Genomic DNA, 22,483 nt, shown 5'->3' with positions numbered 1-22,483 from the left:
ACCCTGGTGACAGCGGTCGCCGTCGTGCTTGGCGTTCATTGTCCTCCCTCACCCATCGCATCGGCCGGATCTGAAGGTCAGTGCCGGGCGAAATTTAGGGTCTTTGGACCCTCCACTGAACAAGCAGCGGGATCTAGCGTTGAAGGTAGCTCGTGATTCTTCACGAGCCTTGTGCATCTCTAAGGATTCGCCATGACATTTCTCGTCGTTAGCATTGTGGTCATCGTTGTTGTGCTATTACTTGCGGCAGCACTGGCCATCCATGTGGTGAATCAGTACGAGATGGGAGTGGTCTTCCGGCTGGGTCGAGTCATAGGCGTCAAGAGTCCTGGCCTGGCTGTGATCATCCCGGTGATCGATAGGATGCCCAAAATCTCGATGCGCATCATCACTATGCCAATCCAGTCCCAGGGCATCATTACCCGTGACAACGTCAGTGTCGATATTTCGGCCGTCGCCTATTTTCGTGTGGTGGATGCTGTGAAGTCTGTTGTGGCCATCGAAAACGTCTACTCGGCAATCGACCAAATTGCCCAGACCACGCTGCGAAAAGTAGTCGGCCAGCACACTCTCGATGAAACGCTCTCCGAGACTGATGTCATCAACTCAGGTATCCGGGAAATTTTGGACAAAACAACCTTGGAATGGGGTGTTGAGGTGACGCTGGTGGAACTTAAAGACATCCAGCTTCCGGAGAGCATGAAGCGTGCCATGGCTCGCCAGGCAGAAGCCGAGCGGGAAAAGAGAGCGAAGATCATTGCCGCGGAGGGTGAGTCGTTGGCTGCTGCGGCGCTGGGTGAGGCTTCGGACACCATGATGGCTCACCCCTTGGCTCTTCAACTGCGAAATCTCCAAACACTGGTGGAGTTGGGCGTTGATAAGAACACGACAGTTGTCTTTCCAGCCCCACTGATGAGCACCATCAGTGAGCTAGGAGCTTTCTTGGCCCGTGAAACTGCGTCAGCGAAGGCTGCAACGGATCCGGCGGCAGTCCACAATGGAACACAACTCGGAGTCACGGAGCCACGCCCAACCGACGTGGAGCAGGGGCGGGCAGACTCCTACGGGATAGTCCGGACAACGTAACTTTGTGCGGACGTAGAAAGGTCGATGACCCATGGTTGTAGCACCGCAGATTGTCGTGGGTGTGGATGGCTCACCCTCTAGCAGGGCAGCGCTCGAGTGGGCCGCACGGCGGGCCCGGCGGCTAAAGCTTTCCCTTCAGTTGGTTCACTCCGTCCCGGATTATTTGGTCTCTCCCGGGCGCATTGAATACCAAAGTGTGCGAGATGTTCTCGAGGGCTTGTTGCATAGTGAAGCTAGCAGAGCGCGCGAGTTTGCACCTGCCGTGGACGTGCATACCAGCCTCCATTTCGGGGAACCTGCCCAAGTGCTGGCTGAGGTTTCTTCTGGTTCCGCAATGGTTGTGGTCGGGACCGACAGAACAGCCGATGCGCATGGTGAGGGATTTGGTGCGGTCAATTTGCAGCTCGCCATGATCGGGCAATGTCCCGTGGCAGTCATCCCCGCGCGCCAGAGCGCCGTGAATGCCGGAGTTGTCGTAGGTATTGATGGTTCCCCCCAGTCCACGGCCGCTGCCTATTTTGCTGCTAGTGAAGCTGCAAGCACAGAACAAGAACTGACTGTCATCTACGTTTCATCTGCTGTTGCGGGGTGGTTAGGCAACAGTGCGCTCGGTCCCACTATCGTCATGCAGGGTGAAACAGCGGGGCGCATGATTCTGGAATCTACCGTGGCCGCACTACGTGCCCGCCATATTCATCTAACAGTATGTGAACGATACGAGCACGATGATGTGCCGGCGAGGGCCTTGATCAATGCCGGGCAGACTGCCGTGATGCTCGTGGTGGGAAACCGTGGCAGGGGAGCCGTACAACGCGCACTCATGGGTTCAACCACACAAGACCTGCTTTTACATGTGCCCTGTCCCATTGTTTTGACTCGACCGGACAACGCAAACAACCCTGAGGTTCAAGACAGTGACGACGGCGTGGCCCCGCCCGCTCATTTGCCGACACTTCCAAAGAGCTTCTAGGGCATGCGGATCGTACTTGCGATCGGCGGTAACGCCCTCCTCCGCCGAGGGGAGATTCCCGATGCGAAGACCCAAGTCATTAGGCTCGCAGAAGCAGCCCCGGCCTTGGTGAGACTTGCCGCAGAACAGCAGGTAGTGATTGTTCACGGCAATGGTCCGCAGGTTGGTTTGCTGGCACTGGAGAACGGCGACGATCGCTCGCTGAGCACCCCCTACCCGCTGTGGGACATGGTTGCCGAAAGCCAGGGGCTCATCGGCTTCTGGCTACAGCAAGCATTGGGGAATGCGGGTTTGGACAAAGACGTCGTCGTTCTTGTCTCGCGAACTCTTGTCGACCCCACGGATCCGCGGCTGTCGGTCCCCACCAAGTTCGTCGGCTCCGTCTACGACGAAAAACGTGCTCATTCCCTGGCGAAAACATGCGGTTGGACCGTCGCGACCGACGGATCCGGATGGCGCCGGGTGGTAGCTTCGCCTCTCCCTGTCCGCATTCTTGAGAGCGCAAACGCCGTCAGAATGCTAGACGCAGGCGCAACGGTTGTCCTGGGTGGCGGAGGTGGCATCGCGGTTGTTCCCGAGGGGCCGGGCTTCCGGGGGATCGAGGGGATTGTTGACAAAGACTACGTTGCGGCGAGGGTAGCCGTCGACGTTGCCGCCGACATGTTGGTCATCCTGACCGATGTGCGTGGCATCATGACAAACTTTGGGACACCCTCCCAAAAAATCCTCAAAACCCTCAAAACTGAGGACATCGACAGTAACGACTACCCTGAGGGATCCATCGGCCCCAAAGTGAGAGCAGCAGCGGACTTCGTTACGTCAACTGGTGGAAGAGCCTTGATTGGATCCCTCGACCGACTGGATGCAATTATGTCCGGCACAGACGGCACCGAAGTCCTCGGATCTACGACGCATTCCCGGAACACCATCCGCTCATGGTGACCGTGCTTGTGTCCCTATACGGGAAAGGGGCGAAGGTCTTTGGGAACCTGTTTCTGACTGAAAGGATGGGAGTGAAGGCTTTGCTGCTGCTGATGATCGGTGTCTCTTTCGGGCCATGGGACCTGAATTGTATGTTGCGGTGGTGGCTGGCGAGCGAGTTCCCCTCTTGGCTGGTCGCTCTTTGGTGTTGGAATTGGCCCGATATTCCTATCACCGATCCTCAATAATGCTTTGGCGGGGACATCCAGCCCTTGTCGGTGATGAAGATGGCGGCTTGTGTGCGTCGTTCAAATCCCAGCTTGGCCAGAAGTGAGGAGACGTAGTTCTTGACTGTCTTCTCGGCAAGAAACATTTCACTGCCAATTTCCCGGTTGGTCAATCCACGCCCAATGAGTTTGAGCACGCGTGCTTCTTGGGGGGTGAGAGAAGTGATGCGTGGATCCACCCGTTCAGGTTCGGCAAGACCTTGAACCACTTTCTCCATGATGTCCGGATTGAAAAGTGATTCGCCCTTGGCGGTACGACGCAGGGATGTTAGCAGGTCCGTGCCATCGATTTCCTTCAAAACATACCCGGCAGCTCCGGCTAGGACAGCACCACGCAGGGCTTGTTCATCGTCGTAACTAGTCAGGATCAGGCATCGCAGGGAAGGATCCACTGACCTAACATCACGGCATACCTCAATACCCGTCCCATCAGGTAGACGTGCGTCCAACACTGAAACGTCTGGATGCAAGGCCGGAATCCGGCGCGCTGCCTCCAACGCGGAACCCGTGGAGCCGATGACTTTGAACCCCTCACCTTCAAGTAGTTCTTTGAGTCCCCGCCTCACAAGTTCGTGGTCATCGAGTATAAAAACGGTGATCGGCTCCATGAGCGCGCTTGTCTCGTCTGTATCGGAGGCAACTAGTCCATCCATGTTTCTCGTTCCCCTCCTTGGTCCTAATTTCCGCTTAGGGGATCGCCCTTCGGCAATGGCATCCCGCATTTCTCTTGTATTAGTCCTGCCAGTCTTTCGTGTGCATCATTGATTAACAAGGGCACAAAGTCCTCTCGTTCGTCAGCGTCATCTCTGCACCATGACGTGGGAGGGCCCATGCTGCAACCCTTTGCTTTCGGCAACCGGGAGACGTTCTTTCCATTTGAGCGTCCGAAGCGCATTTAAAATCGTAGCCAGATCCACCAGTTCCTGGCTAAGGGCCCCAGCAACGGCTGGGATCAACCCGCCGGCGGCAAACACCATTAATCCAAGGCTCAGTACTATTCCTATCCAGATACTCTGGACGGCAATTCGGGTCGTATCCTTGCCGATGAGGACTGCTCTGCAGACCCTCGATAAGTCGTCCACCATGATCACCACATCGGCAGATTAACTTGCTGCAGTGGACCCTTTGGCCCCCATGGCGACGCCTACGTCCGCTACGGCCAACACGGGGGCATCATTGATGCCGTCGCCGACCATCATGACCGGTTTTGGAATCAGATTCTGCACGATCGAGACTTTATCTGATGGCCGACACTCGGCCCGCACCTCGGTGATCCCCGCTTGGATGGCTATATGCTGTGCCGTCGCCTGGGCATCACCGGTCACCATCAGGGTTTGTTTCACGCCCAAACGACGCAGTTCTGCAAGCGTCTCCACCGCGTTCTCCCTCAGTGGATCGCTCATGATCAGTGCTCCCGCGTAGCGAGAATCGACACCCACATAAACTGCGAGCTGGCCGCCTGTTGGCTCCTGATCCGGGATCCGTCCGGCGGTTTGTGAAACAAAGGATCGTTTGCCAACCACCACCCAGTGTTCCCCGACGAGGGCGCTGACCCCATCGGTGGCATGTTCAGAAGCTTCCTTGGGGCGAGAAAGTTCCAGCCCGCGATTCAGTGCGGAGTTGACCACTGATGAAGCTAAAACATGGGCTGAATACTGTTCGGCAGAGGCTGCCAGGGCCAGGAGCTCCTTAGCGTCGGGAAAACCCTGATTCGCGGGTGAGACTCTTACTTCCTCGAGCGTGGGATGGCCCTGGGTGAGGGTTCCGGTTTTGTCAAAGACCGCTGTTTTGACGCGGGCAAGTTGTTCGAGCGTGCCGCCATTTTTGACAATGATCCCATTTCGCGCGGACCGGCTCATGCCGCCCAAAAAGGCAACAGGAGCTGCAATAAGTAGCGGACACGGCGTCGCGACAACGAGTACTTCGGCGAAACGCAGGGCATCGCCGCTGAGCAACCAAGCAACACCTGCGATGGCTAAGGCAAGCAGGGTAAACGGCACCGCATAACGGTCAGCCAGACGGACCACGGGTGCCCGGCTAGTGGAAGCGTCCTGCACCAGTGCCACAATGCGACTGTATTGGGAATCATCCACAGTGGCGGTGGCTTCCATCCGGGTAGCCTCCGGCCCGTTCATCGATCCACTGAGGATGCCTCCGCCCCGCTGTACTTCGACGGGCAGGCTTTCTCCGGTGATGGCTGATTCATCAAATGATGCAGATGAAGACAACAGTCGACCATCGACCGGAACGACCTCCGCAGGGCGCACGATTAGGACGTCTCCGACCGCCACTTCGGTGACGGCAATATCTTCTAGGGACCCACCCTCAGCTTCGCGATGTGCGGTTTGAGGGGCACGGTCCAGCAGTGCGGAGAGTTCCGCTCGGGCTCTACCTGACGCGTACTTTTCTAAGGCTGCCCCTCCGGAGAGCATCAGTACAACGATGAGGGCCGCGAGGTATTCTCCGACGACGATGGTGCTGACAATCGCCGTGACGGCCAGCAAGTCAACACCCCAGCGCCCGTGGACCATGTCGCGGATCATGGAGGCTCCTCGCGAGACGGCGGCAGCGCCAGCAAAAACACTCGCGAGTAATTGCGCGCCGTCAGCCTGCCCCACGGCCAGCAATAGCAGCACCACGCACCCCACCACCAGCGTGGCAGTAATCATGAGGTGGTTGCGAATTATGGTCATGGCCGCTTTCCAGTTCGCCTAGGGGACGGCTGTGTTTGTGGAGTTTTTACGGGAGAAGATTCAATGAGGTGTCCCAGTTGAAGTTCTTGTGTTCCGGGCTGACTTGCAAACCCATGATCAAGAGCATCATGGCCTCGAGGTCGCGTGCCCGGCGCAGTGGTCCGACATCAATGGGGCGAAGTCCCGCGGCTGCAACAACGGCGCTGACCCTAACCTTTGCCTGTTCAGAGTCGCCAGCGATGAAGACATCCAGTGGTACCCCGGAAACTGATCCCGACTCCAGCGGCTTGGCAAAGCAGGTGTTGAACGCTTTGACCACGAACGCCTCAGCGCTCGTATGACGGACGATCTCTTCGGCCGCTGAAGTTCCAGCGGGAGTCAGGAGCTGGTCGAAGGTGGCCAAATCCACTGGGTTACTGATATCCACAACTACCTTTCCTGCCAGCGCCTCGCCGTAGAAAATCACCGATTTTTTGGCCTCCTCAAAGGGGACCGCAAGGAAAACAATGCCGCCTTCAATGACGGCACCTTCCCCGCCGCCCTGTGCTCCTGCTCCGAGAATCTCAACGAGCTCGCGGGTCTTTTCCCCGTTGCGTCCCAAGATCTGCACGGAGTGCCGAGCCTTGAGCATGCGAACGGCGATGGCCTTGGCCATATTTCCGCTGCCGATAATAGTGATCTGTTCCATGGCTTTGAGGCCTTTCAGAGGGGGATGTGGGTATCTGGCAAAGTCGAATGTTTCAAACAATTTCACTCAGGCGAAGCGTGGGGGGAATCTGCTTGAGTGGTCCACCACTGTGTCGGAGGGGCCACCTTGAACTTGCGTCCCGTGATCAGGGTTGGAGTGATACGGACGAACGTGTCTTTGCATCCCGATTGCCAGGGGAAGAGCATCAGCGAGAAACTGTCTAGGACGTCTTCGGTTGAATCTATAAGTGCTGCAATGCCTTTCACGACAACGCTCCAGGCGACGCCGCTGGTGGCGTCGACTCCGTCAGCTTCCATAGCCACAGGAGCTTCTCCTAGTGCTGCAGCAAGTTTGGTTCCTGGGCCCGTACGAAAGACGAGCGTGCCGTGGTCAACTGTGTAGTTGATGGGGAAAATATCGGGATGATCGGTGACCCAGAGGGCCAGTCTTCCGACGGAAACACCACGAAGCATTGCCCAGCACTCGTGGACAGGTAGTTCGGCCGTGGGGGCACTGGCTGGGGCTGGATTGTTCGTCATATGATCGAGCCTAGGTGGGCTGGCACAGTGCCAATAGAGTCCAAAGACCTGATGTAGCCGCCCATCGGGTGCTATTCGAGTCCGGCCCGGATTGCGTCTTCGAGGGAAATCCTCCACGACATCGGAGCCGTCAGGGTGTAGCGCCTGCCCGTTACCGTTTCAGGAACAATATGGATCAAGTGCTGCTTTTCTACGCCTTGCCAAGGGAAAAGGGCTCGGCTGATTGTTTCAAGGTTGGCGTTCGTGGAGCGGGCTAGCACAGCACGGCCCTTGATGACCACACTCCAAGCTGTGCCGAATTCCGCGCTCACGGCATCGGCCTCCAAAGCAACGTAGGAACTACCCTCCAAGGCGCTGAATTTTGTTCCATTCCCTGTTCGGAAGAATATTGTCTCTTGGTCCACCTTGTAGTTCACGGGAAGCACATCAGGACGCCCCTCAACAGTGAAAGCCAATCGTCCAATCGACGTTTGGTGAAGGAGGCTCCAGCATTGCTGGGGGTCAAGAATCTCTGGCATTGGCACCACATTGCTGTTTGTCATACCCATGACGTTATGGCTCGGGGTTTCCATGGAACAGGGTACAAGGACCCGAACCTCGGGTGGATGTTTCGCTCTTTAGTTCTTGTTGCGAAAAGCGAGGTCAAAGTGACTTTAGACCCTGCTGCGTCTTGCTGGGCAACCGTAGTCTCGATCAAGAAAGAGAAACGGTCTCTGTCAAGAAGAGGGGTGTGGCCATGATGTATGGCATGTATGGGAACGGATGGTTCGCTGTGGCCTTTGGTGTGTTGGGACTGCAGACTTTATTTCTCGGGGGAGTGGCAGCTGCCGCTCTCCTCGTGGCGCTTCGTCAGCAGGTGGGGCGACCAGCAGCTGGACACACACCTTGGAGGGCGGATGCTCAGGCCATTCTGAATGAGCGTTTCGCTGAGGGTGAGATTGATGAAGCTGAATTCACATCCCGACGTGCGGTGCTCAGCGGCCGGGACTGAAGTGATAGCGGAACCTTAGGAGCTCAAACGGTAGTCAGTGTCACTTCCGTCGCCGGGCGGTCCAGACTAGGTAACTGCCTAGGGCCGTCACGACACCAGAGCCGCCGGCAACGAGGGCGTTTTGCCATGTCCGCAGTCGTTCCTGATCTGCCGCTGTAAGCTCGCCGATCCCTCGAACAAATGCCGCAACTATCATCCCTGCGACCAGACGGTTGCCGATTCGTTCAGCTCGGCTCACCAGCGGGACCAATTCCTCTGACCGCAAGTGGACCTCGACGCCGTCGTCAAGAACGTCAAGTAATCGCCGTATCTTGTCGGGAAGATTGGCGCCCAGGTCCGCGGCCTCCAACCCCCATTGAGACAGGTTGCGGATGAGATTGCGGGGAATTGCCCGTTCGAAGGTCATCTTGCGGGCATAGGGCTTAATCACTGTCCCGAGGTTGAAGTTCGGATTCAGTCGCGCCCCCATTCCTTCGGTCATGAAGATCATTTTCGTCAGCATGGCGATTTCGCTCGGGAGTTGAACATGGTGATTGCGCAGAATGGCCAGTATTTGCCTGATCAGGGGCGAGATTTCGATTTGGCCTAGTTGACGTCCTTGATATTGCTCCATGAAGCGTAAAACGTCTTGCCTTAGGTGGTCACGATCTGCGACGGGACGGTTGACGGAAAGTTCGAGCAGTGCACGGCCGATTCGATCCGGGTCATTGACGTTAAATGCCATCAACAAGTTCCCGAGCCGGCCCCTTAGCTCTTGGCTCACCTCACCCACCATGCCAAAATCGATCAATCCTATGCGAGCAGTTGATTCAACAAAAAGATTACCTGGGTGTGGATCTGCATGAAAAAAGCCGTCCTCAAAGATCATTTTGACTGCGGCCTTTGCTGCCAGGTCAGCCAAGCGGTTCCTGTCGGCGGCCGGCATGCCTAGGACCTCGTCGTCGTCGATCTTTAGTCCATAGATTCGTTCTATTGTCAGTACCCGGGACGTGGTGGTGGGCCAAAAGATTCTCGGAATATGGATGCTTGGATCATTGGCAAAATTCTTGGCGAAACGTTCCGCGTTTCGGCCTTCCTGTAGGTAATCGAGTTCCGCGCGAAGTGTTGCGGCAAACCCACTGGCGATCGCCTCAAGGTTGTAATCTGCCACTGCCGCCCAGTTTCGACTTGCTTGGTGGGCGAGGTTCGTCAGAATCTCTAGGTCCTCTTGGACTTGGGCGACGACTCCTGGGCGGCGAACCTTGATCACGACTGCGGTGCCGTCATGCAGTGTTGCTGCATGTGCCTGGCCAATAGAGGCACTTGCCAGTGGAACGTCACTAAAAGTACTGAAAAGCTCTTCGGGTGTTGCCCCGAGCTCCTGCTCGATGAGGGAACGGATGATCTCTGGAGGTACTTGGGGTGTCTCGGTTTGAAGTCTGGATAGTTCGGTGAGGAAGTCTGACGGAAGGATATCTGGCCGGGTGGAAAGTACCTGCCCAAGTTTGATGAACGTCGGTCCAAGCTCTTCCAATGCCCGTCTCAACCGCTCTGGATTTGAAAGATCGTCAACTGGCCACGTTCCTGGCAGAAGGTGCAACCGTCCCAACCCCATTCTTGTGGCCAGGGAGCCGAAACCATGCCGTGCCAAGATTTCCGCGACCTCGGCGTAGCGTTCAAAATGGTTGCTCATGGATAGCTCCCATCATTGGTGAACTATTCGTTGGTGTTCGATGCGGGCTGGTTCGTCTGGCCCTTGATCCAGTCTGAACGGCGGATACTCGTCCCGCAGTAGGAGTGTGTAGGTGGCTACACGGTAGATCCAGCGGTTGATTCCCATGATCAGGTCAAAGAGTGGGAGTTGGTATCGGCCAGTGAACAGGAGCATGAGGGCGGCGATGAGTACCAGAATGCCAAGCAAGGAGAACCCGGCTGCACGGGAGTAGTCCGATGACCAATGGTCCCCCTGACTCCAAGCCGACCACGCTGCGCTGGTGAATAGGGCAACTATCAGCAGGTGAGGTAGGGCCAACAGCCACCATTTGACCAGGACGAGTCCGTGGGAGAGCCGCTGGGGGTAGTCGACCTCGAAGTCGGCGGGATAATCGGTCGACGCCAAAGTGAATGGTGGGTACTTATCGGTGGCTAAGGCCGAGTAGGAGTAGAAAGTAACTCTCCAGTTCCATCGCAGGACACCAACGCTGAAGTTGAACAGAGCCCGTGGATAACGCCCGGTAAAGAGGATGGCGAACCCGGCAATGATCGTGCTGATCAAGACGGCGAACCACAGGAAAAACAAAATAAACAAATGGGGGATTACCAAGAGCCATTTGACCAGCCAGAGCCCTCGGGACAGTTGGGGGTCCAGCTGCCCGGAAAGTCTTGCGGGATAGTGACGCACCGGAAGAATCCCGGCGGGGGTCACGCCGTCGTTCTTGTCGAGATTCAGCGTCTCCTCGACGGGCACGGGACCGAAATTGTCCTGTTCCTCGGTTCGTGGCCCAAACGTTCCTGGCTTGGCTGACGGGACTCGCCGGCCTAAGCCGATGGCAGCTACGACGATCAATCCCGCCCCAATGATCAGGAAGATTATGCCTGAAATCAACAAGGCTGGTGTGAGGGCACCAAGCAACTCCGAGTGGAATCCGGCCTGCATGTTCACACTGACCCCAGCGGTGGCATCGGAGTTCATGACCACCATGACCCAATCGCCACCGCGTAGGTCCATGGTGATTTGCTGCGGACCTGCGCCGGAAGAGGATTCAGCCCAAAAGCTCTGCGCCGCCGGTGGCGTTGGTAGTGCCGAGCCAGGGCTGTCAGCGTAGCTCACCCGAAACGGGGAAGTTTCGATACCCGTGATTTCGGTTGTATGTACACCCCTTAGATAGTTCTCCACGTCAACCTTTGGGCCAATACCGATGAACACTTCGCCGCCGGGGGCAGTGGAAGTGGCGTCAAACCGGATGCTGCCAAGGTCAAAGGGAACCTTGTCGACCCCGATTTGGGCCGGGGGAGAGGAGAGCGCGTAGGAATTGGTAGAGAGCCCACGCGTCGGGGAATTGAAATAGCCGTCCGTACTCTGCTGGGAATTGACCACTGCTGAGGCAACGCCGCCGACGATCCCGCCGACACCGAGCAGCGCAAGCAGTATACCCAGTACTAAGGCAACAATTGCGCCTGCACCTCCTCCTTGTCGCGCGTTGCCCGAGGGCGGGTTCTTACTCTCAATTACCGAGTTGTTAGTCATGTCATCACACCGCTTTCGTTGCTTACCACTGTGCGGGTCCAGACCTGGCAGCACTAGAGGCGAAGGTCCCCGCTGACTCGATCACTGCACAGGGTCGGCTGAGGCTACTCATGTCGCTCGGACGGCCTCTTCGGCATTGTCAGCAGTTTGGTGTCGCGATCTTGTCGTGAGATGCTCTCGGGCTGGCATCGATCACAGGCGTGGCCATGATGACTGCTGTGGTGCCCCTGATCTTGGCCAGCAGGGCACATAGGCTGGCCAGCCCCAGCACACGATCCGCGCCGGGAATGTGCTGATTCGTTATTGGTGTGTCACTGTGGCAATCGCGCCAACCTGCATTCCGACCGGTACAGTCACGAAAGGGTAGTCCCTGCTCCCATCAGCCGTGGGGCAACCCTTGTGTCCACAGTTCCCATTTTTCGGGAATGGTAGGGCCCTCCCATGTGGGGGTTCGCCAGACAGGGAAGGTGGAAGCGAGAGTCACCAAGCTCGAAATACCGCCACGGTGCCGGTGCCGGCGATGATTTCAAGAAAGACCTCGATAGTCCTGAGGATTCTGTGCGCCGACAACCACTGGCAACCAGACAAATTCGAAGGCGTTCCCCGTTCTTGCGCTTGGAAGCAGGTACAACACAGCTGTTTTGGCAATTCGGGTTACTCGCTGTTCCTCTCCGAGTAGCTGGGTGCCTTGTCTTGACGATGGCTGCATATAGGGGTGGTATGTAGATACGATCCTCGGTGTGAAAGTCGGTCACCTGCGCCTCCGGTAACCCCACCCATCCATGCCTGCGCCACCAAAAATCTCTTTATGGAAGGAACAGGACAATGACTGCGGACGGCAACACTGCGCAGGCGGGACGAACTCACTTGTACCGCGTGAGGAAGAGTTTCCACGGGAAGAGGATCGCAGTCAGGGTCGACGGCTCGGACGGATCGCTGGCCTCGCAGCAATGGGCGGAGACTGGAGTCGCCCGGCTCGGGACTGATTTCCGAGCGGGCCAGGCCTTGATGATCACGTCGGAAGCCTTTGAGGGGCGCCCAGGAGAAGTTCTTGTTCGTGCAAAGACGGACGCGGGCGTGGTGGGAGGCCCGGGGCCGCTGCGGATTCGTCGGACCGCTGCTAGGTGTTCAGTGAGACAGCTTGCGGCGGCCCGTTCTTGCTGCCCGGCAGCCGTCATCGCGGACACCGGGCGGGCCTGGATCCAGCCATGATCATCACATTTGGTCAGGGTCCTGGTAACGCGGGAGGGGCCGGGCTGGTCGATCCGGTCTCCGTGGGTTTGAACAGGGGTCTGCGTGCGTGCCTGTTCGACTTGGACGGCGTACTTACCAAGACGGCCACCGTACATGCAGCGGCGTGGAAGGAAATGTTCGATGTCTACTTGTACCAGTGTGCCCGCCACACCGGTGCACCTTTCGTGGCCTTTGATGCTGGTGCCGACTATGCCAGATACGTTGATGGCAAATCCCGCGACGACGGCACCCGGTCATTCTTGGCCTCGCGGGGCATCATATTACCGGATGGCGGCCCACGCGACAGTGTCGGCACCGCGACCGTGCATGGGCTTGGCAACGCCAAGAATGAGATGATGCTGCGGCGGATGAACGAAGACGGCGTTGAGGTTTTTGAAGAGTCGGTGCGGTATGTGCATGCGGTGCGCCGGGCGGGTCTGCGCTGCGCGGTCGTGTCCTCCAGCACCAACTGCCAAGCGGTGCAGGCCGCAGCAAAGATTGAAGACCTCTTTGACCGACGTATCGACGGGCTAACGGCCCGTCACGAGAACCTGCTGGGCAAGCCTGCCCCGGACATGTTTTTGGCAGCTGCTCGGGCATTGGGAATGAACCCGGGCGAGTGTGCGGTCTTTGAGGATGCGTTGGTCGGTGTGGAGGCGGGCCGGGCCGGCGGTTTTGGCCAGGTCATCGGGGTGGACCGGGCCGGGCAGCCTCAGGCCCTGATGGACCATGGAGCCAGCATCGTCGTCTCTGACTTGGCCGAACTGCTTGGCTAATCGTGATCGGGCATTAGGGCGTAGCGACTGAACTGCTGGGCCAGCCGGAATTGTTGTTTGCGCTCTCGAACGGAAATATTGGTGGCGGGGAAAAATGCATGAATGTGCGCCGCCTAGTTTGCCCGGCTGATAGCTCAACGGGATGCTTGGTCTGCGCATGCTGCCCTAAGAGGAACCCGAGTAAGGTTGCCTCAGATCAGGGCAGCACGTCCTCAACGTTGCCAACTGCGGCAAGCTCTACTCTCGAGTAATTGGTTACCAGCCATATATTCGTTGCAGGATTTCATGCCGTGGTGCCTGCGCTGGCCCCGGATAGGTGACCATCACCGGAACATGGTCAGGACCGTACCCCTCGATCAAGGTGAAACCGTCGACAGTTTGGCAGGTGACTTGTGTGGAGTACTTCCGGAGCATCTGCTCACATCGTCTCAAATCTGCAACATTCCGGGCCGTCCAGGCCAGGTATTGGACACCAATAGTGCCCACCGGGTGCTGAGCACGCCTGCCCCTGGTGCGCAGATACAACTGGTAGCCGTCCGGGCTGACCAGCAGGGCCACGGACTCATTGTGGACCGTGACATCCCAGTCCAGGAATTCCCGGTAGAAGGCCACAGAGCGATCGAGCTCGGCTACAAACATCACGGCTGAGGCCAGTTGCAGAGGATAGCTGAGCCCCTGAATGGGAGGGGTGCCGTCGCTCGAACCATTCCCCGGCGATTCGCCGGGCGCTTCTGAATTATCTAACCCCATGTGAAAAACCACTTTCTCCGGAAATTGAAGACCTGCCAGGACGCTGACAGCAGGCTTCATCAGACTAGCTGTTCGGACTACGCAGAGTATAGAGAATCCGCCAGTACCGAAAGGACACCATGCAAAGTACTGCGACATGTGGGGGAAATGAATTCGAGTGAGGGGTAGCGTAGATCAACGACCCGGACTGCTCATTCTGGACGAACCAACCAAGGGCTTCGCATCGACAACCAGCTGCTGATCCTCTATGGGCCCAGCGGCTCGAGGCTGGGCATAGACTACGCGACCGATTCCCCAACGAGGCACCGTGTTGACTAGATGGCAGTGCCCGTGTTGGTAGTACGACTAAGGATGACTTTGAGAGCCTTGGTTTCAGAAGCGCGGGAAAAGGTGTCGTACGCGTCGAGGAACTGGTCAAAGGTGAAGTGGTGCGTAGCCAGTTTGTCGGCAGGGATTTTTCCTTGGGCCACGAGCCTGAGGAGCATGGGGGTGGTGTTGGCATTGACCAGTCCCATGCTGATGGTGATGTTTCGAATCCACAACTCCGCCATTTCGAGTGTGACATCTTGCCCGTGGACCCCGACGTTGGCCACGCGGCCGCCCGGACGGACCAGCTTCAGTGCCATGGTGAGTGTTCGTGGGATGCCTACGGCCTCGATTGACACATCGACGCCGGCACCGTCGGTAAGGGCCAGTACTTCAGCCTCCCAGCCGGGGGAGCCGGACACCACGATGTTGGTGGCACCGAAATCGCGTGCCTGGTTGAGTCGGTTTTCATCCAGATCTATGGCGATGATTGTCGCTGCGCCGTAGAGGCCAGCTGTGGCAATGGAGGCAAGACCCACAGGTCCGGCACCAATCACTGCCACGACGTCTCCTGGGGTGACATGACCGGCCTGTACACCTATTTCAAATCCTGTCGGCAAGATGTCTGAAAGCATGACCCCTTGATCGTCGCTGACGTTGGCAGTCAACTTGTACAGGGAATTGTCCGCATAGGGCACGCGGACATACTCTGCCTGGGTCCCATCGATGAGGTGGCCGAAGATCCAGCCAATGCCAGATTCCCCTTCGTCCCCAAGGCAGTGGGAGTATAAGCCGGTTCGGCAGTTGGTGCAGTGGCCGCATGACTTAATGCACGAGATGATGACACGGTCGCCCACCGCAAAGTTGCTGACGGATGAGCCAAGCTCAATGATCGTGCCGACTCCTTCGTGGCCCAGAATGCGCCCCTTTTGCACTGCAGGAACATCGCCTTTGAGAATATGAAGATCCGTGCCGCAAATAGTCGTTGTATCGACGCGAACTATGGCATCGGTAGTGTGGCGGATTACCGGATCAGGGACCTCGTCCCAGCTGATGTGTCCTGGCCCGTTGTAGACGAGTGCTTTCATTACGTGTCCTTACTATTGGGGCGGCTTGTCAAACAGGGGGCTACTGAAAAGAGGCACGCCGTGCATCAGCCAACGGTGTTCTCCAAATGTCGGGCTTGGTAACGTGGAATCTCCGGCCACTGATGTTCAGTGGCATGATCTGCATCAGGTGATTCTTGGTGCCGCCTTGCCACGGCTCAAGTGTGAGCTTTTCTGCTGCGGCAAGCTCAGCGCCGGCACGGATAGCCATGACCGTGCCCCGAAGTACTACACTCCACGCCTCTTCTGACTTAGGCTCATAACCATCAATCTCAAAGGCAACAGGGGTGTTGCTCGTTGAGCCGTACAGTTTAGTGCCTTCCGCTGTTCTGAAGACTAGTGAACCATTGCCGACGGCGTAGTTGATGGGAAAAATGTCGGGATGGTCCTCAACGACAACAGCAAGTCGTCCGATTACTTGTCCTCTGAGCATTTCCCAGCATTGAGCCTCGGATAGAAGCTCAATCACCGGCGCGGTACCTGATGGTGGCGTCCTAGTAGTCATGAGATCGACACTAGGCCCCTGATCCTCTGGAGCATAGGGTACAAAGTCCCCGGCTTGGGATACCTCAATAGTGCTGTGTTGACTCACGTTAACGGCAGGAATGCTGGTATCGGGCGTAGGCTGTCAATAATGCCCTGGATTTGGGGGCTTTGGCACGATGACCGATATCCGATGTTCATTCGAAGGTGGGTCTATGAGCGAATCTGATGCGCATGAGACTGTTCCATTGTTGCCAAACGCAGCCACGATCCGGATTGAGGACTTGCTGCGGGAGTTTGTAGACCGGGCGGGAGAGTTGCTCTCCATACAGGAAAGGATGCGCGGCTTGCTGGCCGCCGTAGTTTCCGTATCAGAAGACCTCAGTCTGGATGCGGTTTTGGAGAGGGTTGTGAAATCTGCCTGCACACTTCTGAATGCCCGTTACGCGGCCCTGGGTGTTATCGGTGAAGACCAATCACTGAGTCATTTCATTACTGTTGGTATAGACGAGGAACTCACCCGCAAGATCGGTCCCTTGCCCACCGGGCACGGCGTTCTGGGACTGCTGACCAGCGACCCGCACCCGTTGCGCCTGCACGATTTGCATGAGCACCCCTCTTCTTATGGGTTCCCGGAAGACCATCCACCCATGGTGACCTTTCTGGGGGTCCCTGTACGTGTCAGGGGAAAGGTCTTTGGGAACCTGTATCTGACTGAAAAGGATGGGGGTAAAGACTTTACTGCTGAGGATGAGGAACTGGCGGTGGCACTGGCCGCCGCGGCAGGGGTCGCCATTGAAAATGCGCGCTTGTTTGCGGATGCTAGGCACCGTTCGCGTTGGCTGGAAGCGTGCATGGATGTCACTGGCAAGATGATGGATGATGAACGCAACATCACTGAAAGCAGTCTGGATATGATTGCTACCACCGCTTTGATGGAGTCGGATTCTACTCTGACGATGATCGGGGTCTCCTCAGACGGAGGGCCTGAATTATATGTTGCCGCCGCCGCTGGCGAGCGAGCGCCCCTCTTGGTTGGCCGCTCGTTGGCTTTGGATTCGCCGGCAATCGCGGAGGTATTGCGGACGGGTGTGCCTACGGTGTTCGATGACGCTACTGATCTGCTCGGTGCCGAGGACGGGACAGCGTTTGGGCCCATCATTGTCATTGCTTTGGGGCCCCAAGGCGAGAATCAAGGCTTGTTGATCTTGGCCCGGAGTCAAGGATCTGGCAGCTATTCCAAGGTAGTAGTGGAGATGAGCGCCATTTTTGGCTCCCATGTTGCTTTGGCCTTGGAATTGGCTAGGACTCACCGATTGCGCGAACAGATCATGATCTTCACAGACCGGGATCGGATTGCTAGGGACCTGCACGACGTCGTCATCCAGCGGCTCTTTGCCGCAGGTCTGAGTATCCAGAGCCTGCAGCGGTTTATTACAGACAAGACGGCGTCCAAGCGCATCCGGGCCGTCACCACAGAACTCGACGAGACCATTCGGGATCTGCGTAACACCATCTATTCATTGCGAGTCAGTTCCGGGGAAACAGAGCTGCTCAGCGACTTGATCTTAAGAGCCGTTCGCAACGCTGCCAAACCACTTGCTTTCGCACCGCGGTTGAATTTGGCTGGCCCCATCGACTCTGAGATTTCGGATGAGACGGCCAAGCATCTTCTGGCGGTCCTATCCGAAGGGCTAAGCAACGCTGTTCGACATTCCGATGCCGGGGCTATCGAGGTCTCTGTCGATGTGAACGTGGAGCACGTGACGCTCATTATTGACGACGACGGAGTTGGTCTGGGGACTCCGGAGCATCGCAGTGGTCTTGCCAATATGGGCCAACGTGCAGCATTACTCCACGGGACTCTTGAGCTCGAAAGTACAGATGGCAATGGAACTCGTCTGATATGGCGTGTTCCTGCTGCAGTTGCTCAGTGACAGGCTTCTCGGTAGCATCGTTGAACCACCAATTTCCTGATTGGTCATTCCATGCCAAGTGGGTTTGAGTAGGAATGCTTCCTTTGATCCGTTGGGTGCGACCATCCTCGGGATAAGTGTTCAGATGTACGGTTGGTGCATGAACCAGGCCGAGTCGATCTTCCGGGCTACCACCGACGATCTCATGTCGCTGGTGTCCGAGCGCGGGTCGACTCCTCAGCAAATCGGCGCAGTGCTGCTTCTCCATGCAGGGCACGGTCTAGAACCGGCGTGGGCGTTCGACCTCCTTGCCCAGCGCATCACGTCGGTCCCACAGCTTCGTCAATGTCTGGTGAACACGCCATTCGGGTGCGGCCGGCCGGTCTGGATTGATGAGCCCTCGTTCAAGATCGCCAACCACGTGACCACGCTCCCGTGCCCAGCTCCCGGGGGTGAGTCGGTGGTGCTGGGAATAGCGGCCGAGCTGATCGGACGCCGGTTGCCCCGTGATCGCCCGCTCTGGGCGGCAACGCTTGTTACAGACACTGCACCGGGGGAGGCAGCCCTGATTCTGGTCTTCCACCACGTGCTCGCCGATGGGATCGGAGGGTTGGCGGTCCTGGCGGGACTCGTCGATGGTGCGGGGGAGAATCCCGTCACACAGGGGAGGGGAACCCTGATGAGGTTTACACCAGAGGTGGCCGACTCCGGGTTTCCGCGACCGGGCCCGTCGAGAACACAGCTGGCCGTCGATGCCGCGTTGGGACGCATCTGTTCACTCCGTCGGCTCCCTGCGGCACTGCGCCGGATCGGTAACGCGGCGGCCGAACTATACCCGGCGGTCAGGGTAAGGGCGGCACCCACATCGCTCAATAGGCCGACGGGACCCGGACGCACCTTTGTTATCGTTAGGGCCGAGGTCAACATGGTTCACCGGGTTGCCCGCCTCCACGGTGCCACGGTGAACGACGTCGTGCTTACATCCGTCGCCAGTGCGCTGCAGCGTCTCTTGGAACGGCGTGGAGAGCATGTTGATGAGATCGTCATTTCCGTGCCGTTTTCAGACCGCCGCCAGGACAGTCGCGGGAACCTCGGCAACCATAGTGGTGTGATCCCGCTGACCATCCCGGCCGTGGGTGACCCGGTTACTCGGCTCAATGCGGTCGCCGAGCTAACGCGCGCCGCCAAGCAGAAGCCACCCGGGGCTTCGACTGCCGTGCTCAGCCCGCTGTTCCGGCTGTTAGCGCGAGTGGGGCTATACCGGAGGTTCATCACTTCCCAGCGGCTGATCCATACTTTTGCGAGCACGATACGCGGCACTGAGATCGGGCAGGCGCTGTTTGGCTGTCCGATTACCGGCATCTTGCCGCTGAGCGTGCCAACCGGCAACATCACGGTGTCATTCGTGGTGCTCAGCTATGCTGGCGAGCTTGCAGTGACGATCGCCGCGGACCCGGACGCGTGCCCCGACGTGGCCGTGCTGGGAGAAATACTGGCGCAGGAGTTCTTAGACCTTGAGTCGCTGGCTGTCTGAATTTCCAGCGCTTGAGCGGTCTCCCCTTGGCAGATAAGCTGCAGGGCCCGAGCTGTGCCACTCCTGTAGGGTTCAATCATGTTGAAGCTTCGGCCTGACCTGTGGTGAATAGGGGAGCCAATGCTGTCGAACGCCGACCAGCGCACCGGGGCCTGTCCAGTGAACAGGTAGCCCACCGGAAAACGGCTGGGCTGACGAACCGGATCTCACAGGCCTCCAGCCGAAGTCTGTGGGACATCGTTCGCGCGAACGTACTCACGCTGTTCAACGCGATAGTGGCCGGGAGCTTCATATTGCTCCTCGTCCTGGGCCAGTGGCGAGATGCGCTGTTCGGATTCTCCGCCGTCGGCAACGCAGTGATCGGGGTGGTGCAGGAATACCGCGCCAAGCGAGCACTCGACCGGCTCGCCGTGATCAACACCCCGAACGCCCGGGTGCTTCGAGACGACACCGTACAGGACATTGCTGTGGAAGCCGTGGTGCAGGACGACATCCTTGTACTTCGTGCCGGGGACCAGGTGTCGGCCGACGCCACGATGCTCGACGGCGAGAGCCTCGAGATCGACGAGTCGCTGCTCACTGGCGAGGCGGATCCAGTGCTGAAGTCCCCAGGCGACAGCGTGCTCTCTGGATCAAGTGTCGTTGCCGGAAATGGCAGGGTCCGGGTCACGTGCGTTGGTGCCGAGTCCTTTGCCAGCCGCCTAACGGCCGAGGCCAAGCGGTTTTCGCTGGTCAATTCTGAGATTCGCAATGGACTCAACCGAGTGCTGCGGTGGATCACCTGGGCGCTCTTGCCCATCATGCTCATCGTCGCAAACGGCCAAATGCAGGCTTCAGGCGGGTGGCAACTGGCCATCAGTAACGGGAGCTGGCGAACCGCGGCAGTCGGCGCCGTAGCGAGCATCATCGCCATGGTTCCGCTAGGCCTGGTCCTCATGACAAGCGTCGCCTTCGCTGTCAGCGGCGTACGGCTGGCCCGGCAGAAGGTGCTCATCCAGGAACTAGCCGCAGTGGAGGTGCTCGCCCGCGTAGACATCATCTGCCTGGACAAAACAGGAACACTCACTGAGGGGGCTATCATGTTCGACGCCGTGCACCCCCTCGCCGCTTCGTCCAGGTGGGGAACTGACCAAGAACCCGGGTGGCGGCAAAGCCTAGGCTGGTTCGGGGCCGATCCCAACGCAAACGCGACGGCCCGGTGCCTCACCGAAGAGTTCCCAGCCACCAAAACCCTTCAGGCCATCGCCGCCATCCCATTCTCGTCCGAGCGCAAGTGGAGCGCAGTCGAGTTCGGCCCCGACGCAGTCGCCCCGGGAACTTGGGTGTTGGGCGCGCCCGAAATTGTTCTGGACCCCGAACCGCGGCCTATGTCACCTTGTGGGTCGGTCTCCGCCGTGCTGACCCAAGCGAACGCACTGGCCCAGGCCGGCATGAGAACGCTCGTGCTTGCACACAGTCCCGAGATGAATGCAACGGATGCCGCCGCCGGGCCCGGTTTCGCAACGGGTGCTGCGGCCAGCGATGAAGTCGGCACCAGACTCCCGCCCGGGTTGTCGCCGGTGCTGTTGCTAACCTTCCGCGAAAAGGTGCGCCCCGACGCGGCTCGCACACTCTCGTACTTCCACGACCAGGGCGTGGGAGTGCGTATCATCTCTGGCGACGACCCTCAGACGGTGGCATCCGTGGCACGGGAGGTTGGCATTCACGTCGAAGAAGGCTATGACGCCCGAAGGCTCCCCGCCGACCCCGAGCAACTGTCCGACGTAATGGACCAGCAGCAGGTGTTCGGCCGGGTGACCCCGACACAGAAGAAGCAAATGGTTCAGGCGCTCCAGAGACGCGGTCACGTGGTCGCCATGACCGGCGACGGCGTGAACGATGCACTGGCGCTGAAACACGCCGACATAGGAATTGCCATGAACACGGCGGCCGCAGCCACCAAGGCGGTGTCCAGGCTGGTGTTGCTTGACGGGCGATTCGACCGGCTCCCCAGCGTCGTGGCTGAGGGTCGCCTGGTGATCGCCAACATCGAACGCGTCTCCATGCTGTACCTGAGCAAAACCGCATACGCCGTTGCTATATCAGTGTTCTTCGGCGCACTGATCTGGGGCTTCCCTTTCCTGCCCCGCCAGCTCTCCGTGACCGACGGACTGACCATCGGAATCCCGGCCTTCTTCCTCGCACTGATGGCCAACAACCGCCGCTACCGTCAAGGATTCCTGAAACGGTCTCTCTCTTTTGCGATTCCGGCGGGACTCATCCTCACTGCCAGCATTGTGGCGGTGAAGACGTATACGACTTTTGTCGATGGTTTCTCCACCCAGGACGTACAGAGTGCATCTGTGATCACCCTCTCACTCATCGCGCTCTGGATACTCGTTGTAGTAGCCCGACCACTGAACCTGACGCGTGTCGCCATCGTGGCAGCCATGTACGTAGTGCTTTTCGGACTGTTGACGATTCCCCTGACGAGAGACTTCTTTAACCTTGCAGTGCCTCCGCCGCCACTGCTGCAAGTAACGATGATCGCCTCGGTCGGAGGTTGTCTGGCCGTCGAGATCCTGGGGCGGATCCGAGCCCGGGTCAACGCACTTGCTGAGGCCCGCCGCTAGAATCCATCGACCAATGCGATACCAGTTGGCGGCTGCACAGCACTCGCGGGTCTTTCGCCTCTATGTGAGCCCGTTTGGGCGCGGGAGAGTGGAAGTGGCCATCCGAATGCCGGGTGGTTCAGCCTTCGTTCAAAGGACTTCTACCGTGACTGACTCGGTACTCTCTCGACCCGTTTCCGGAGTGATCATCGGTCTGGCACTGCCGGGCATCGAACCGGCAGGTGCCTCCGGCTGGCGGGTCAGAGGGGCGTTCGGCGAACAAGGCAACACAACTCACATTAGAGGCTGTCTGAGGTGAGCTTGGACCGGGGTGCTTTGGGGAACGGGAGGCTGCGGGGTTGGATCGCAGTTCACCAGATCCTGTCT

Annotated in this window: 18 protein-coding genes; 8 read left to right on the top strand and 10 right to left on the bottom strand. The window is 58.3% G+C overall.

Annotated elements, in window-relative coordinates:
- Positions 1–192 precede the first annotated feature (192 nt).
- From RY113_RS13420 to RY113_RS13410, 3 genes are read left to right on the top strand one after another with little or no spacing between them, the layout of a single operon-like run.
- Positions 193–1,086, top strand: a complete 894-nt coding sequence (locus tag RY113_RS13420; RefSeq protein ID WP_315914955.1) for a slipin family protein — start codon at positions 193–195, stop codon at positions 1,084–1,086.
- A gap of 31 nt (positions 1,087–1,117) precedes the next feature.
- On the top strand, positions 1,118–2,056 hold the full coding sequence (locus tag RY113_RS13415; RefSeq protein WP_315914954.1) for a universal stress protein: 939 nt from the start codon (positions 1,118–1,120) through the stop codon (positions 2,054–2,056).
- Positions 2,057–2,059: 3 nt separating this feature from the next.
- Positions 2,060–2,998 (top strand): carbamate kinase, encoded by a 939-nt coding sequence (locus tag RY113_RS13410; RefSeq protein ID WP_315914953.1) that lies wholly within the window; start codon positions 2,060–2,062, stop codon positions 2,996–2,998.
- A 220-nt stretch (positions 2,999–3,218) separates the two neighbouring features.
- Here the strand turns inward: RY113_RS13410 and RY113_RS13405 are convergent, their stop codons facing one another.
- The 5 genes from RY113_RS13405 to RY113_RS13385 all read right to left on the bottom strand — a co-directional run bounded on the left by RY113_RS13405 (position 3,219) and on the right by RY113_RS13385 (position 7,726).
- A complete protein-coding gene (locus RY113_RS13405; RefSeq protein WP_315914952.1) occupies positions 3,219–3,917 on the bottom strand; it encodes a response regulator transcription factor in 699 nt (232 codons plus the stop codon).
- A 450-nt stretch (positions 3,918–4,367) separates the two neighbouring features.
- Complete coding sequence (locus RY113_RS13400; protein WP_315914951.1) at positions 4,368–5,957, bottom strand: heavy metal translocating P-type ATPase; 1,590 nt, start codon at positions 5,955–5,957, stop codon at positions 4,368–4,370.
- A 46-nt stretch (positions 5,958–6,003) separates the two neighbouring features.
- Complete coding sequence (locus RY113_RS13395; protein ID WP_315914950.1) at positions 6,004–6,645, bottom strand: NAD(P)-binding domain-containing protein; 642 nt, start codon at positions 6,643–6,645, stop codon at positions 6,004–6,006.
- A 62-nt stretch (positions 6,646–6,707) separates the two neighbouring features.
- Positions 6,708–7,184: a pyridoxamine 5'-phosphate oxidase family protein gene (locus RY113_RS13390; protein ID WP_315914949.1), complete on the bottom strand. Its 477-nt coding sequence runs from the start codon at positions 7,182–7,184 to the stop codon at positions 6,708–6,710.
- Between the two features lie 71 nt (positions 7,185–7,255).
- Positions 7,256–7,726 carry a pyridoxamine 5'-phosphate oxidase family protein gene (locus RY113_RS13385; protein ID WP_315914948.1) on the bottom strand — a complete coding sequence of 157 codons (471 nt, stop codon included), beginning with the start codon at positions 7,724–7,726 and terminating at the stop codon, positions 7,256–7,258.
- Between the two features lie 194 nt (positions 7,727–7,920).
- On the opposite strand from RY113_RS13385, the gene RY113_RS13380 reads away from it, so the two are divergent.
- A complete protein-coding gene (locus RY113_RS13380; RefSeq protein WP_315914947.1) occupies positions 7,921–8,175 on the top strand; it encodes an SHOCT domain-containing protein in 255 nt (84 codons plus the stop codon).
- Between the two features lie 40 nt (positions 8,176–8,215).
- Here RY113_RS13380 and RY113_RS13375 read toward each other — a convergent pair whose 3' ends face one another.
- Positions 8,216–9,847 (bottom strand): AarF/ABC1/UbiB kinase family protein, encoded by a 1,632-nt coding sequence (locus RY113_RS13375; RefSeq protein ID WP_315914946.1) that lies wholly within the window; start codon positions 9,845–9,847, stop codon positions 8,216–8,218.
- Between the two features lie 12 nt (positions 9,848–9,859).
- Positions 9,860–11,401 carry a DUF4389 domain-containing protein gene (locus tag RY113_RS13370; RefSeq protein WP_315914945.1) on the bottom strand — a complete coding sequence of 514 codons (1,542 nt, stop codon included), beginning with the start codon at positions 11,399–11,401 and terminating at the stop codon, positions 9,860–9,862.
- Positions 11,402–12,609: 1,208 nt separating this feature from the next.
- On the opposite strand from RY113_RS13370, the gene RY113_RS13365 reads away from it, so the two are divergent.
- Entirely contained in the window at positions 12,610–13,410 is an 801-nt protein-coding gene (locus RY113_RS13365; protein ID WP_315914944.1) for a beta-phosphoglucomutase family hydrolase, read from the top strand.
- Positions 13,411–13,665: 255 nt separating this feature from the next.
- Here the strand turns inward: RY113_RS13365 and RY113_RS13360 are convergent, their stop codons facing one another.
- The 3 genes from RY113_RS13360 to RY113_RS13350 form a co-directional block, all read right to left on the bottom strand.
- A complete protein-coding gene (locus tag RY113_RS13360; RefSeq protein WP_315914943.1) occupies positions 13,666–14,160 on the bottom strand; it encodes a VOC family protein in 495 nt (164 codons plus the stop codon).
- A gap of 314 nt (positions 14,161–14,474) precedes the next feature.
- Complete coding sequence (locus RY113_RS13355; protein WP_315914942.1) at positions 14,475–15,554, bottom strand: zinc-dependent alcohol dehydrogenase family protein; 1,080 nt, start codon at positions 15,552–15,554, stop codon at positions 14,475–14,477.
- A 40-nt stretch (positions 15,555–15,594) separates the two neighbouring features.
- A complete protein-coding gene (locus RY113_RS13350) occupies positions 15,595–16,077 on the bottom strand; it encodes a pyridoxamine 5'-phosphate oxidase family protein (protein WP_315914941.1) in 483 nt (160 codons plus the stop codon).
- 193 nt (positions 16,078–16,270) lie between these two features.
- Between RY113_RS13350 and RY113_RS13345 the strand changes: the two genes are divergently transcribed.
- The 3 genes from RY113_RS13345 to RY113_RS13335 all read left to right on the top strand — a co-directional run bounded on the left by RY113_RS13345 (position 16,271) and on the right by RY113_RS13335 (position 22,117).
- The gene (locus tag RY113_RS13345; protein ID WP_315914940.1) at positions 16,271–17,992 is read left to right on the top strand and encodes a GAF domain-containing protein; all 1,722 of its coding nucleotides are present in this window, start codon (positions 16,271–16,273) and stop codon (positions 17,990–17,992) included.
- Positions 17,993–18,056: 64 nt separating this feature from the next.
- On the top strand, positions 18,057–19,505 hold the full coding sequence (locus tag RY113_RS13340; RefSeq protein WP_315914939.1) for a wax ester/triacylglycerol synthase domain-containing protein: 1,449 nt from the start codon (positions 18,057–18,059) through the stop codon (positions 19,503–19,505).
- A gap of 293 nt (positions 19,506–19,798) precedes the next feature.
- Positions 19,799–22,117 (top strand): HAD-IC family P-type ATPase, encoded by a 2,319-nt coding sequence (locus RY113_RS13335; RefSeq protein WP_315914938.1) that lies wholly within the window; start codon positions 19,799–19,801, stop codon positions 22,115–22,117.
- Positions 22,118–22,483: the final 366 nt, after the last annotated feature.

Origin of the sequence: Arthrobacter sp. lap29, assembly GCF_032458965.1 — a bacterium.
GTDB classification, from domain to species: Bacteria; Actinomycetota; Actinomycetes; order Actinomycetales; family Micrococcaceae; genus Specibacter; species Specibacter psychrochitiniphilus.
The sequence above is the reverse complement of the archived record's forward strand: the minus strand, read 5'-3'. Positions and strand labels throughout refer to the sequence as shown.